The following is a 13,115-nucleotide window of genomic DNA, read 5'->3' on the forward strand; positions in this document are numbered from 1 at the left end:
AGAGATAACAGATGAAAATCACCAAACTGACGACCTTCATCGTCCCGCCGCGCTGGTGCTTCCTCAAGGTCGAGACCGACCAGGGCGTCACCGGCTGGGGTGAACCCGTGGTCGAAGGCCGCGCCCACACCGTGGCTGCTGCGGTCGAGGAACTGTCCGACTACCTGATCGGCAAAGACCCACGCAATATCGAAGACATCTGGACCGTGCTCTATCGCGGTGGCTTCTACCGAGGCGGCGCCGTGCATATGAGCGCCCTCGCCGGCATCGACCAGGCACTGTGGGACATCAAGGGCAAGGCCCTCGGTGTGTCGGTCAGCGACCTGCTTGGTGGCCAGGTGCGTGACAAGATCCGCGTGTATTCGTGGATCGGCGGCGACCGCCCCGCCGACACCGCGCGCGCTGCCAAAGAGGCCGTGGCCCGTGGTTTTACTGCGGTGAAAATGAATGGCACCGAAGAATTGCAGTTCGTCGACAGCTTCGAGAAAGTCGACCTGGCCCTGGCCAACGTCGCGGCCGTGCGCGATGCAGTCGGCCCTAACGTCGGCATCGGCGTCGACTTCCATGGCCGGGTGCACAAGCCCATGGCCAAAGTGCTGATGAAAGAGCTGGACCCGTACAAACTGATGTTTATCGAAGAGCCGGTGCTCAGTGAAAACTATGAAGCCCTCAAGGAGCTGGCACCGTTGACCAGCACGCCCATTGCCTTGGGCGAGCGCCTGTTTTCGCGTTGGGACTTCAAGCGCGTGCTCAGCGAAGGCTACGTCGACATCATTCAGCCGGATGCTTCCCATGCCGGCGGCATCACCGAAACCCGCAAGATCGCCAACATGGCCGAAGCCTACGACGTGGCCCTGGCCCTGCACTGCCCGTTGGGCCCGATTGCCTTGGCGGCCTGCCTGCAACTGGATGCGGTTTGCTACAACGCGTTTATCCAGGAGCAAAGCCTGGGCATTCACTACAACGAGAGCAACGACCTGCTCGACTACGTGCGCGACCCGGGCGTGTTCGACTATGACCAGGGCTTCGTGAAGATCCCCAACGGGCCTGGCCTGGGCATCGAGATCAACGAGGAATACGTGATCGAACGCGCGGCCATCGGCCATCGCTGGCGCAACCCGATCTGGCGGCATGCCGACGGCAGTTTTGCCGAGTGGTGATATTGACCTGAAGGGACCTGTTCGAATGTGGGAGCTGGCCTGCGATAGCGGTCTGCCTGTGCCAGCTGAGTCAGCGGTTGCACCGCCATCGCCGGCAAGCCAGCTCCCACATTGACCGCGTCGACCCGTCCTCAATAAACATAACAAGAGGCAACCCCCATGCACCCTGAATCCTTCACCGGGCAGGCATCTTTAGTCACGCCTACCCGAAAGCGCTTCTTCATCATGGTGCTGCTGTTTATCACCGTGGTGATCAACTACCTCGACCGCAGCAACCTGTCGATTGCCGCCCCGGCACTGACCAGTGAACTGGGGATCGACCCGGTGCACGTCGGGCTGATCTTTTCCGCATTCGGCTGGACCTATGCCGCCATGCAGATCCCTGGCGGCTGGTTGGTCGACCGGGTTCCGCCCCGCATTCTCTACACCGCTGCCCTGCTGCTGTGGTCGATCGCCACCGTAATGCTCGGGTTTGCCGCCAGTTTCATCGCGCTGTTTGTGCTGCGCATGGCCGTCGGCGCCCTGGAGGCGCCGGCCTACCCGATCAACAGCCGTGTGGTCACCACCTGGTTTCCCGAACGCGAGCGCGCCACTGCGATTGGCGTCTATACCTCCGGGCAGTTTGTCGGGCTGGCCTTTCTCACGCCGGTCCTGGCGTGGCTGCAGCACGCGTTCGGCTGGCACATGGTGTTTGTCGCCACCGGTGGCGTCGGCATCCTGTGGGCCGTGATCTGGTACGCGGTGTATCGCGAGCCGAAGGATTTCAAAGGCGCCAACGCCGCTGAAATCGACCTGATCCGCGAAGGTGGCGGGCTGGTCGACATGCAGGCGCAAGCCACAAAGGCGCCGTTCAGTTGGGTCGACCTGGGTATCGTGCTGAGCAAGCGCAAGCTCTGGGGCATCTACCTCGGGCAGTTCTGCCTGAACTCGACGCTGTGGTTCTTCCTGACGTGGTTCCCGACGTACTTGGTGAAATATCGCGGCATGGACTTCATAAAGTCCGGCCTGCTGGCGTCGCTGCCGTTTCTGGCGGCGTTTGTTGGGGTGCTCTGCTCGGGGATATTTTCCGACTGGCTGATTCGTCGTGGGGCGTCGGTGGGTTTCGCACGCAAATTGCCGATCATCGGTGGATTGCTGATTTCCACGGCGATCATCGGCGCCAACTACGTGGACTCGACGGCATGGGTGATTGCGTTCCTGGCGCTGGCGTTTTTCGGCAATGGCCTGGCGTCGATCACCTGGTCGCTGGTCTCGACCCTGGCGCCTGCGCGTCTGCTCGGGCTGACGGGAGGGGTGTTCAATTTCATCGGCAACCTGTCGGCGATTGCCACGCCGATCGTGATTGGCTTTTTGGCCAGCGGCGATTCGTTTGCGCCGGCGATCACCTATATCGCGGTGCTGGCGTTGCTCGGTGCGCTTTCCTACGTGCTGTTGGTGGGTAAGGTCGAGCGAATTGAACTGAATGAATAGCCTGTGGCGGATGGGCGTTTGTCGCTGATGGGGGCTTCTCTACCAGGTGAGCCTTTGTAGCAGACAGGCTCCCTGTGGCAAGCCCGCACCCTGTGGCAAGCCCGCTCACCACAGGATGCGGGTTTGCCACAGGATGCGGGCTTGTCACAGGGAGTCTTCTTGCACAGGATGCGGGCTTGTCACAGGGAGTCTTCTTGTCACAGGAAGCAGGCTTGCCACAGACAGACAGCCTGCTTGCCTTGCAAGCTCACCCTGTCCCTCGGTTTCAGTTGAGGACGCCGTCAAGGATCTCGTAGACGATGCCGGTACCCACCGCAATCAACACCACGTCCGGGCCGGAGCGGCGCCATTCGTAGCCTGGATACACCGGCAGGCGCGCCAGCGCTCGGTTGTCCAGGCGTTCGCCGTAGTAGCCACGGGGCAGTGGTTGGCCGCGTACCAGGCGCACATTCGGCGGCGGTGGGGCGCCGCGCGCGAACTGACCATGGTTGTCGTGGATGATCTGCCGCACCGGGCCAAAGTCCTGGGGCGGGCCGCCGCGACGGTTGTCCTGTGGGCCGCGGTGGTCGTCGCCATGTTGCTCGTGCTGGCCTTGCGGGCCGCCACGGTCTGGGCCGCCTTGGTCGTAAGGCGCGGCTTGCGCCAGGGCACTTGCGCCGAGCATCAGCACGCCGAGACCAGCTATCAAGCGTTTAGGCATTTTCATGGGGTGTTTCCTCAGTACTGCACGAACAAAAAAGGGACCTCGAACGAGGTTCGAAATCCCTTGGTCTTGTCAGTTTAGGTACTGAATCGACGGTATGATTCCTCTGTATCAGGAACTTTACCTACCGCTTACGAGCCGCTTACTTACGGGCGTTGCGGACACCTTCCGACAGTTCCGCGCAGAGGCCCAACACGCCATCAATCGCTTGCTGATCAGTTTTGGCATTCGCAATGTGATCGATCAAGGCCGACCCCACCACGACACCGTCTGCCAGGCGCGCGATGGCGGCCGCTTGTTCCGGCGTGCGGATACCAAAACCGATGCTGATCGGCAGGTCGGTATGCCGGCGCAGGCGGGTTACGGCTTCCTCGACATGCTCCAGGGTCGCCGCGCCGGCGCCGGTCACACCGGCCACCGACACGTAGTACACAAACCCGGAGCTGCCGTTGAGCACGGTAGGCAGGCGCACATCATCGGTGGTCGGCGTGGTCAGGCGGATAAAGTCGATACCAGCAGCCTGGGCCGGGTCGCACAGCTCGCCGTTATGCTCGGGCGGCATGTCGACCACGATCAGGCCGTCTACACCGGCTTGCTTGGCATCGGCGATGAACTGCGGCACACCATATTTGTGGATCGGGTTGAAGTAACCCATCAGCACCAGCGGCGTCTCGGTGTTGTCCTTGCGGAACTCACGGACCATCTGCAGGGTTTTCGCCAGGTTCTGCTTGGCGGTCAGTGCGCGGATGTTGGCCAGTTGGATGGCTGGGCCGTCCGCCATCGGATCGGTGAAGGGCATGCCCAACTCGATCACATCGGCGCCGGCTGCCGGCAAGCCCTTGAGGATCGCCAGCGAGGTGTCATAACCCGGGTCGCCGGCGGTAACGAAGGTCACCAGGGCCGCGCGGTTTTGTTCTTTCAGTTGCGCAAAACGTGTTTGCAGGCGGCTCATTTAGTGTTTCTCCTGCTGAGATGGCTCTTGTGAAGCCTGTTCCATGTGGTGCATCACGGTTTGCATGTCTTTGTCGCCACGGCCGGACAGGTTCACCACCATCAGGTGATCCTTGGGCAAGGTCGGGGCGCGCTTGAACACTTCAGCCAGGGCGTGGGCGCTTTCCAGTGCAGGAATAATCCCTTCCAGGCGGCAGCATTTGTGGAACGCGTCGAGGGCTTCGTCGTCGGTCACCGAGGTGTACTGGACACGGCCGATGTCATGCAACCAGGCGTGTTCCGGGCCGATGCCGGGGTAGTCCAGGCCAGCGGAAATCGAGTGGGCGTCGATGATCTGGCCGTCGTCGTCCTGCAGCAGGAAGGTGCGGTTGCCGTGCAGGACGCCGGGTACGCCGCCGTTGAGGCTGGCGGCGTGCTTGCCGGTCTCGATGCCGTGGCCGGCGGCTTCAACGCCGATGATCTCGACGCTGGTGTCATCCAGGAACGGGTGGAACAGGCCCATGGCGTTGGAACCACCGCCGATGCACGCGACCAGGCTGTCCGGCAGGCGGCCTTCCTGGGCTTGCAGCTGGGTGCGGGTTTCCTTGCCGATAACGGCCTGGAAGTCGCGCACCATCGCGGGGTACGGGTGCGGGCCGGCCACGGTGCCGATCAGGTAGAAGGTACTGTCGACGTTGGTGACCCAGTCGCGCAGGGCTTCGTTCATCGCGTCCTTCAGGGTGCCGGTGCCGGCGACGACTGGAATCACTTCAGCGCCCAGCAGCTTCATGCGGAACACGTTGGCCTGCTGGCGTTCGATGTCGGTGGTGCCCATGTAGATCACGCACTGCAGGCCAAACCGTGCGGCAACGGTGGCAGTGGCCACGCCGTGCATGCCCGCGCCGGTTTCAGCGATGATGCGTTTCTTGCCCATGCGCCGCGCCAGCAGGATCTGGCCGATGCAGTTGTTGATCTTGTGCGCGCCGGTGTGGTTCAGCTCCTCGCGCTTGAGGTAGATCTTGGCGCCGCCGCAGAACTCGGTCAGGCGCTCGGCGAAGTACAGTGGGCTTGGGCGGCCGACGTAGTCGCGCTGGAAGTAGGCCAATTCCTCGTTGAACGCCGGATCGATCTTGGCCGCTTCGTATTCGCGGGCCAGGTCGAGGATCAACGGCATCAGGGTTTCGGCGACGTAGCGGCCGCCGAACGCGCCAAACAGGCCGTTGGCATCAGGGCCGTTGCGCAGATCGGTCTGGGACTGAGTCATGGGACGCTCCAGGTAGGAATTTGGGTAACCAGCAATGACGGCCACTTTACCCCTCACATCCCGCACTGAAAACCGATAAGATCGCCGTAACCTGTCAGGAAAACTCACAGATGAGCCGAGACCTTCCGCCCCTGAATGCCTTGCGTGCGTTCGAAGCCACTGCCCGCCTCAACAGTGTCAGCCAGGCGGCCGAGCAATTGCATGTGACCCATGGTGCCGTCAGCCGCCAGTTGAAGGTGCTGGAAGAGCACTTGGGTGTCAGCCTGTTCGCCAAGGATGGACGCGGCCTTAAACTCACAGATGCCGGCGCCCGGCTGCGTGATGCCAGCGCTGAAGCGTTCGAGCGTCTGAGAGATGTCTGCGCCGAACTCACCCAGGCCAGCGCCGACGCACCCTTCGTGCTGGGCTGCTCGGGCAGTTTGCTGGCGCGCTGGTTGATTCCGCGCCTGGGTCGTTTGAATGCCGACTTGCCGGACTTGCGCCTGCACCTGTCGGCGGGTGACGGCGACCTCGACCCCAGGCGCCCCGGCCTGGACGCTTTGCTGGTGTTTGCCGAGCCGCCATGGCCGGCGGATATGCAGGTGTATGAACTGGCCAGCGAGCGTATCGGCCCGGTGATGAGCCCGCGTTTTGCCGGTTACGAGCGCTTGCGCCAGGCGCCGCCGCAAGCGCTTTGCGCAGAAGCCTTATTGCACACCACTTCCCGCCCGCAGGCCTGGCCCAGTTGGGCGCAGCAACACGGCATCGCGCCCGGCACGTTGAAACACGGCCAGGGGTTCGAGCATTTGTATTATTTGCTGGAGGCGGCGGTGGCAGGTCTGGGGGTGGCGATTGCGCCGGAACCGCTGGTGGCAGAGGATCTGCGCGCGGGTCGCCTGGTGGCGCCGTGGGGTTTCAGTGAAACCCCGGCGCACCTGGCGTTGTGGCTACCCAAGCGCGCCGCAGATGGGCGCGCCGGGCAACTGGCGCAGTGGCTCAAGGCTGAGCTGGCGCACCAGGATGTTTAGTCGCCGCGTTTGCACAGCAGGTAAGCCGCCAGCAGGCCCAGTGCGCCAACGGCGACGCCGGCGGTAGTCCATGGGTGCTCTTGTGCGTAGTCCCGGGTCGCAACACCGGTTTCGCGGAGTTTGACTTTGCTTTCTTCGTACGCGTCGCTGATCAGGTGGCGGGAGTGCTTGAGGGCATTCTCGGCATTGCTTTTCAGGGCCTTCAGCGTTTTGCGCGACTCATCGGACGCATCGTCCTTGAGGCTCTCAAGCGACTTGAGCAGGCTCGAAATCTCGGCTTCCATGCTTTCCAGCGACGCTTTGCGTAAAGAAGTGTTGGCCATGTGGACTCTCCTGAAATGATTGAGTGGCAGGTGTAGATACCGACTGCGCCCGTTTCAGAAAGTGCAGTAAATCTGAACTTTCACGTAGGAACGGTCGCCAGAAGCAGTACGAACATTGACTGCTACGCTCACTAGAGACCTCAGGAGAAACGCTATGTCTGATCATCACACGTACAAGAAAGTCGAACTGGTTGGCTCGTCGGCGACCAGCATTGAAGATGCGATCAACAACGCCCTGGCTGAAGCCAACAAGAGCATCAAGCACTTGGAATGGTTCGAGGTGACCGAAACCCGTGGCCACATCAAGGATGGCAAGGCCGCGCACTTCCAGGTCACCCTCAAAGTCGGGTTCCGAATTGCCAGTAGTTGATCACGTCGGTTGAACTTGCCGACTGGCCGATTGCCATAACCTGCGCTACAACCAATGGGTGCCGAGGCGAAAGCGTCGGCACGCTCTTTTCGATCAGCGCAAGGAAAGTAACGGATGAAGAAGTTCCTGTTTGCGGTAGGTTTGTTGAGCATTGCGGGCACTGCCCTGGCGGCGGGCAAGCCTTGTGAAGAGCTGAAAAGCGAAATTGCAGCGAAAATCGACGCCAAGGGCGCTTCGGGTTATTCGCTGGAAGTCGTGGACAAGGGCGCAGCGCCGAGCGATCACACAGTGGTCGGCAGCTGCGAAGCCGGTACCAAGGAAATCGCCTACAAGCGCGGGTGATCCCGTGCTTCAAATATAAAACCGACGCACTTGTGGCGAGGGAGCTTGCTCCCGCTGGAGTGCGCAGCACTGCCTTTTTCGGCGGCGCTACGCAGCCCAGTGGGAGCAAGCTCCCTGGCCACAGGTGCGTCGGTTTTTTTCGCCTGAAGTTTTAGTCCTTCATCAACTGTGCCAGCAGCTCGTAGGAATGAATCCGGTCGGCATGCTCGTACAGGTCGCAGGTAAAGATCAGCTCGTCAGCGCCGGTCTGTTCGACCAGGACCTCCAGTTTGGCGCGGATCTTCGCCGGGCTGCCGACCATGGCCAGGCCCAGGAAGCTGCCTACCGCATCTTTTTCATGCGGTAGCCACAGACCGTCCATGGTTTTCACCGGCGGGCGCTGCACCAGGCTTTGCCCGCGCATCAGCGCGAGGATGCGCTGGTATACGGAGGTGGCCAGGTAGTCCGCCTGCTCATCGGTGTCCGCCGCGACCAGTGGAATGCCGAGCATCACGTAGGGTTTGTCGAGCACGGCTGATGGCTTGAAGTGATTGCGGTACACACGAATCGCTTCATGCATCAGGCGCGGTGCGAAATGGGAGGCGAAGGCGTAGGGCAAACCGCGCTCCCCCGCCAGCTGGGCGCTGAACAGACTGGAACCCAACAGCCACACCGGCACATTGGTACCGGTGCCCGGTACAGCGATCACCCGTTGGTCGGGCGTGCGTGGGCCCAGGTAGGCCATCAGCTCGGCGACATCTTCGGGGAAGTCATCCGCGCTGCCCGAGCGCTCACGGCGCAGGGCGCGCGCAGTCATTTGGTCGGAACCGGGCGCGCGGCCCAGGCCCAGGTCAATACGGCCCGGGTAGAGACTTTCCAGGGTGCCGAACTGCTCGGCGATCACCAGCGGTGCATGGTTGGGCAGCATGACGCCGCCGGAGCCGACGCGAATTGTCGAGGTGCCGCCAGCCAGATAGCCCAGCAAGACCGAAGTGGCCGAGCTGGCGATACCGTCCATATTGTGGTGTTCCGCCACCCAGAAACGGTTGTAGCCGAACTTTTCCACGTGCTGGGCCAGGTCCAGGGAATTGCGTAACGACTGCGCCGGACTGCCGTTGGCCCGCACGGGCACGAGGTCGAGGGTCGAGAACTTTACGTCGGACAGCGATTTCATAAGCCTGCTTCTCCAATGGGGGCGCAGGCTTCATAGACGAACCAAAACCTGCCGCTTCATGTGCATGTCCTATGCAATGAGGGCATATACCCGAGATTCAATAGCTAGCCCGAAATTTCCTACTTAATCGCTAGGTTTCTCTTACAAGTGAACTTTGCCAAAGCTTCTATCCTCAGAACCTTACTGACGCAAAACCACCGTTCGAGGAGAAAGCTATGAGTATTGTTAAAAAGGCATCCGCGCATTGGGAAGGTGATCTGAAGACTGGCCTGGGTTCCATTTCCACCGAAACCGGCGTGCTGCGCGAAGCCCCCTACGGCTTCAAGGCGCGTTTCGAAGGCGGCAAGGGCACCAACCCTGAAGAACTGATCGGTGCGGCGCACGCCGGCTGTTTCTCGATGGCGTTTTCGATGATTCTCGGTGATGCCGGCCTCAAGGCTGACAGCATCGACACCCAGGCTGAAGTGACCCTGGACCAGGTCGATGGCGGCTTTGCGATCACTGGTGTGCATTTGATCCTCAAGGCCAAGATTCCAGGCGCGAGCCAGGCGCAGTTCGATGAACTGAGCAAGAAAGCCAAGGAAGGGTGCCCGGTATCGAAAGTGCTGAATGCGAAAATCAGCCTGGATGCCACCCTCGTAAACTGACACCGCTACCTGTAGGTCGCCGGCAAGCCGGCGCCTGCAGTTGTTTCTAGGCGGCGCCAAAACATCTGCGTTAAATCAGAACTCGTGTTTCACCGATGTGGTCCTATAGCCTATGCAGCCTTAGACGCACACCCGTGCGCAATGCATTCAGGGAGCTTCACACATGAAACGTTTTGCCTTGGCGATCATCTGCGGTGTTTTGGCCACTTCGGCCGTGGCCGCGCCAAAAGACTGCGAAGAGCTCAGGAAAGAGATTGAGGTCAAGATCCAGGCGAACGCCGTTCCGTCCTACACCCTGGAAATTGTCAGCAAGGAAGAAGCCGACAAGCACGACTCCGCCATGGTCGTCGGCAGCTGTGAGAACGGCACCAAAGCCATCGTCTACCAGAAGAACAACGACTGATCAGAGGCAGTTGACGCTGCGCTCTTCGGCCAGCAATTGGCGGGCGGCGTTGTACAGGCGGATATTCGGCGTGTAGGCCAATGAGCGCCCTTCCAGGCTATAACGTTGGCCGGCTTCGAAATGGTCGTACTGCAAGGTAATGAAGCACGTCCGATCCGTCGTTTGTCCAAACCCGCTGAAACTGCCGCCGGTCGGCACTTCGAAATCAAAGCGCACCATCAACTCATGACTGCCGGGCGGGACCTGGAAGTAGCGCCCGTCGGGGAGGTTTTTACCGTCCAGGCGCTGGGCCATCACCAGTTTGGCACCCGGTGTCGGGGTGGCGAAATCGATCCAGGCCTGGTGCGGGTCAACCGGCGGGATCGGGGTGTAAGCACACGCACTCAGGAACAGCGCGGTGACGGGGAGCAAGAGCTGACGCATGGCAGGCACTCATCGCAGGGAAAGAATTGAGCCTGGCGCGCACGGCAACAGACTCGCTATGAGTATAAACACGTCACGTCATGGAAAAATTCCGTATAGGCAGGATAGTCTGGCGAGCAAATCAGCCAGGAGTGGTCGGGGCATGGTCAGGCGTTTTCTTGCAGGGGCGGTGGTTGTGGTGCTCAGCGGCTGTTCCAGCCTCAGTTATTACAGCCAGTTGGCCAGCGGACAATGGCAATTGTTGCGTGCCCGCGAGCCGGTGGCCGAGGTCATCGCCGACCCGTCCCGCCCACAGTCACTGCGTGAGCACCTGGTGCAATCGCAAAAAGCGCGGACATTCGCCAGCGAGCACCTGCACCTTCCTGACAATCAGAGTTACCGTCTGTACGCCGATATTGGCCGGCCTTACGTAGTCTGGAATGTCTTTGCCACGCAGGAATTTTCCCTGTCGCCTGAAACACACTGTTTCCCCATTGCCGGTTGCGTGGCCTATCGCGGCTACTACAACCAAGGCGCGGCGCGCGGAGAGGCGGCGCTGTTGAAGCAACAGGGCCTGGATGTCTCGATCGGTGGCGTCGAGGCCTATTCCACCCTGGGCTGGTTCAACGACCCGATCATGAATTCGATGATGAACTGGGGTGACGAGCGCCTGGCCACGCTGATCTTCCACGAGTTGGCGCACCAGCGTTTCTATGTGAAGGACGACACCGAGTTCAACGAGTCATTCGCCAATTTCGTCGAACAGGAAGGCACCCGCCAATGGCGCGCGGCACGGGGCCTGGCGCCCCTCAGCGACTCCGCGGTGGCGCAGCGTGACCAATTCACCCGGCTGATCCTCGAGACCCGTCAACGCCTGGAAAGACTCTATGCGCAGCCCCTGTTTGGCGAGGTGATGCGTCAGGCCAAGGCGGCGGAATTCGAGCGTTTGCGCAGTGATTATCGGCAACTGCGTGATAGCCAGTGGGGCGGCGACAAGCGTTATGACGTGTGGATCAACCAGCCGATGAACAATGCGCGGTTGCTGCCGTTTGGGCTGTATGACCAATGGGTGCCGGCGTTTGCGGCGTTGTTTGCGCAGCAGGGCGGGGATTGGCTGAAGTTTTATGCGGCGGTGGAGCAACTGGGGCGGTTGCCGCAGGCGAAGCGCAAGGCGGCGCTGAGGCAGTTGGAGGGTACGGGGCCATCAGGGCCTCTCGCAGGCAAGCCAGCTCCCACAGGGGGATCCGGGTATGACTCGGGGCCTCGGGTGTAAGACGATCAAATGTGGGAGCTGGCTTGCCTGCGAAGGCGGTAGGTCAGGCATGCACGGCATCAACTGACAGCCCGCCTTCGCGAGCAAGCCCGCTCCCACAGGGGGATCCGGGTATGACTCGGGGCCTCGGGTGTAAGAAGATCAAATGTGGGAGCTGGCCTGCCTGCGAAGGCGGTGGGTCAGCACCGAATGCATCAACTGACAGCCCGCCTTCGCGAGCAAGCCCGCTCCCACAGGGGGAGCCGGGTATGACTCGGGGCCTCGGGTGTAAGAAGATCAAATGTGGGAGCTGGCTTGCCTGCGAAGGCGGTGGGTCAGCACCGAATGCATCAACTGACAGCCCGCCTTCGCGAGCAAGCCCGCTCCCACAGGGGGATCCGGGTATGACTCGGGGCCTCGGGTGTATGGAGATCCAATGTGGGAGCTGGCTTGCCTGCGAAGGCGGTCTCAAGCGCGCGGCAAAAATGCCTGGTGCATCTCGGCCAGCGTTTCGAAATGCCAGGTCGGCGCCTCGGCATTCAACTCTGCAAAACTGCCAAATCCATAGCCGACCGCCGCCGAATCCAGGCCATTGCTGCGGGCGCCGATCAGGTCATGCTTGCGGTCGCCAATCATCAGGGTGGTCGAAGGATCAAGGCCTTCCTCGCTGATCAAGTGCGCAATCAGCTCAACCTTGTTGGTCCGCGTCCCATCCAGCTCGCTGCCGTAGATCACCTTGAAGTGCTTGGCGAAGTCGAAATGCCGAGCGATCTCGCGGGCAAACACCCAAGGCTTGGAGGTTGCTACATAGAGCTGGCGACCCTGGTTGCCCAAGTCTTCCAGCAGTGGCATTACGCCGTCGAACACGCGGTTTTCATACAGGCCGGTGACCTTGAAGCGCTCACGGTAGAAATTCACCGCCTCCCAGGCCTTGGCCTCGTCGAAGCCGTAAAACTGCATGAACGCCTGCAACAGCGGCGGGCCGATGAAGTGTTCAAGCTTGGTCAGGTCCGGCTCATCGATCCCCAGCTTGCCGAGGGCGTACTGGATCGAACGGGTGATGCCCTCGCGCGGATCGGTGAGGGTGCCATCCAGGTCGAACAGGACGGTTGAGTAGTTGAGGGTCATTGATCGAATCCTTCCGCCAGGTGCAGGTCTTTGAGCTTCACGTAGTTCGCGGCGCTGTAGGTGAAAAAGGCACGCTCCTTGTCAGTCAGCGCGCGGATTTGTTTAACCGGGCTACCCACGTACAAAAAGCCGCTGTCGAGTTTCTTGCCAGGCGGCACCAGGCTGCCGGCGCCGATGATCACGTCGTCCTCCACCACGGCGCCGTCCATCACGATGCTGCCCATGCCGATCAACACCCGGTTGCCGACGCTGCAACCATGCAGCATGACTTTGTGGGCGACGGTCACGTCATCGCCGATCAGCAGCGGGAAGCCGTCAGGATTGAAGGGCCCGGCGTGGGTAATGTGCAGCACGCAGCCATCCTGCACGCTGGTGCGCGCGCCGATACGGATGCGGTGCATGTCGCCGCGAATCACGGTCAGCGGCCAGACCGAGCTGTCGGTGCCGATTTCGACATCGCCGATCACCACCGCCGAAATATCGACAAAAGCCCCGGCGCCCAGGGTTGGCGTGTGGTTCTGATAGGTGCGAAGGGTCACGATAGCCTCTCTCTTATGTGCT

16 protein-coding genes are annotated in these 13,115 nt (G+C 61.2%); 8 read left to right on the plus strand and 8 right to left on the minus strand.

The window, feature by feature from the left end:
- The first annotated feature begins 11 nt into the window (after positions 1-11).
- Positions 12-1,160, plus strand: a complete 1,149-nt coding sequence (dgoD, locus tag JFU04_RS29730) for a galactonate dehydratase (protein ID WP_003170741.1) — start codon at positions 12-14, stop codon at positions 1,158-1,160.
- A 159-nt stretch (positions 1,161-1,319) separates the two neighbouring features.
- A complete protein-coding gene (locus JFU04_RS29735) occupies positions 1,320-2,630 on the plus strand; it encodes an MFS transporter (protein ID WP_065902739.1) in 1,311 nt (436 codons plus the stop codon).
- 265 nt (positions 2,631-2,895) lie between these two features.
- On the opposite strand, the gene JFU04_RS29740 is transcribed toward JFU04_RS29735, so the two are convergent.
- From JFU04_RS29740 to trpB, 3 genes are all read right to left on the minus strand, one after another.
- On the minus strand, positions 2,896-3,336 hold the full coding sequence (locus tag JFU04_RS29740; RefSeq protein WP_065902741.1) for an anti-virulence regulator CigR family protein: 441 nt from the start codon (positions 3,334-3,336) through the stop codon (positions 2,896-2,898).
- A 139-nt stretch (positions 3,337-3,475) separates the two neighbouring features.
- Positions 3,476-4,285 (minus strand): tryptophan synthase subunit alpha, encoded by an 810-nt coding sequence (trpA, locus tag JFU04_RS29745; protein WP_201146239.1) that lies wholly within the window; start codon positions 4,283-4,285, stop codon positions 3,476-3,478.
- Positions 4,286-5,527 (minus strand): tryptophan synthase subunit beta, encoded by a 1,242-nt coding sequence (trpB, locus tag JFU04_RS29750; RefSeq protein ID WP_106805553.1) that lies wholly within the window; start codon positions 5,525-5,527, stop codon positions 4,286-4,288.
- Between the two features lie 110 nt (positions 5,528-5,637).
- Here trpB and JFU04_RS29755 point away from each other — a divergent pair, with 110 nt between their 5' ends.
- On the plus strand, positions 5,638-6,534 hold the full coding sequence (locus JFU04_RS29755; RefSeq protein WP_201146241.1) for a LysR family transcriptional regulator: 897 nt from the start codon (positions 5,638-5,640) through the stop codon (positions 6,532-6,534).
- Here the strand turns inward: JFU04_RS29755 and JFU04_RS29760 are convergent.
- Positions 6,531-6,857, minus strand: coding sequence for a DUF883 family protein (locus JFU04_RS29760; RefSeq protein WP_003233664.1), 327 nt, complete (start codon positions 6,855-6,857; stop codon positions 6,531-6,533). The genes JFU04_RS29755 and JFU04_RS29760 overlap by 4 nt on opposite strands.
- Positions 6,858-7,011: 154 nt before the next feature.
- On the opposite strand from JFU04_RS29760, the gene JFU04_RS29765 reads away from it, so the two are divergent.
- Positions 7,012-7,227 (plus strand): dodecin, encoded by a 216-nt coding sequence (locus JFU04_RS29765; RefSeq protein WP_003187305.1) that lies wholly within the window; start codon positions 7,012-7,014, stop codon positions 7,225-7,227.
- Between the two features lie 114 nt (positions 7,228-7,341).
- Complete coding sequence (locus JFU04_RS29770) at positions 7,342-7,569, plus strand: DUF1161 domain-containing protein (RefSeq protein WP_065902747.1); 228 nt, start codon at positions 7,342-7,344, stop codon at positions 7,567-7,569.
- A gap of 151 nt (positions 7,570-7,720) precedes the next feature.
- Here the strand turns inward: JFU04_RS29770 and JFU04_RS29775 are convergent, their stop codons facing one another.
- The gene (locus JFU04_RS29775) at positions 7,721-8,722 is read right to left on the minus strand and encodes an LLM class flavin-dependent oxidoreductase (RefSeq protein WP_201146243.1); all 1,002 of its coding nucleotides are present in this window, start codon (positions 8,720-8,722) and stop codon (positions 7,721-7,723) included.
- A 215-nt stretch (positions 8,723-8,937) separates the two neighbouring features.
- Between JFU04_RS29775 and JFU04_RS29780 the strand changes: the two genes are divergently transcribed.
- Complete coding sequence (locus JFU04_RS29780) at positions 8,938-9,369, plus strand: OsmC family protein (protein ID WP_201146245.1); 432 nt, start codon at positions 8,938-8,940, stop codon at positions 9,367-9,369.
- A 163-nt stretch (positions 9,370-9,532) separates the two neighbouring features.
- Positions 9,533-9,772, plus strand: a complete 240-nt coding sequence (locus tag JFU04_RS29785; protein WP_010207769.1) for a DUF1161 domain-containing protein — start codon at positions 9,533-9,535, stop codon at positions 9,770-9,772.
- Here JFU04_RS29785 and JFU04_RS29790 read toward each other — a convergent pair whose 3' ends face one another.
- Positions 9,773-10,195 (minus strand): PA0061/PA0062 family lipoprotein, encoded by a 423-nt coding sequence (locus tag JFU04_RS29790; protein ID WP_065902750.1) that lies wholly within the window; start codon positions 10,193-10,195, stop codon positions 9,773-9,775.
- 142 nt (positions 10,196-10,337) lie between these two features.
- Between JFU04_RS29790 and JFU04_RS29795 the strand changes: the two genes are divergently transcribed.
- Positions 10,338-11,447: an aminopeptidase gene (locus tag JFU04_RS29795; protein ID WP_201146247.1), complete on the plus strand. Its 1,110-nt coding sequence runs from the start codon at positions 10,338-10,340 to the stop codon at positions 11,445-11,447.
- 447 nt (positions 11,448-11,894) lie between these two features.
- Here the strand turns inward: JFU04_RS29795 and JFU04_RS29800 are convergent, their stop codons facing one another.
- Both JFU04_RS29800 and JFU04_RS29805 read right to left on the minus strand, forming a co-directional pair.
- Positions 11,895-12,554 carry an HAD family hydrolase gene (locus tag JFU04_RS29800; RefSeq protein ID WP_106805549.1) on the minus strand — a complete coding sequence of 220 codons (660 nt, stop codon included), beginning with the start codon at positions 12,552-12,554 and terminating at the stop codon, positions 11,895-11,897.
- Entirely contained in the window at positions 12,551-13,093 is a 543-nt protein-coding gene (locus JFU04_RS29805; RefSeq protein WP_065902756.1) for a gamma carbonic anhydrase family protein, read from the minus strand. The genes JFU04_RS29800 and JFU04_RS29805 overlap by 4 nt, the downstream gene beginning before the upstream one ends.
- Positions 13,094-13,115 lie beyond the last annotated feature (22 nt).

Source organism: Pseudomonas sp. TH21, from assembly GCF_016651025.1.
Lineage (GTDB): Bacteria > Pseudomonadota > Gammaproteobacteria > Pseudomonadales > Pseudomonadaceae > Aquipseudomonas > Aquipseudomonas aylmerensis.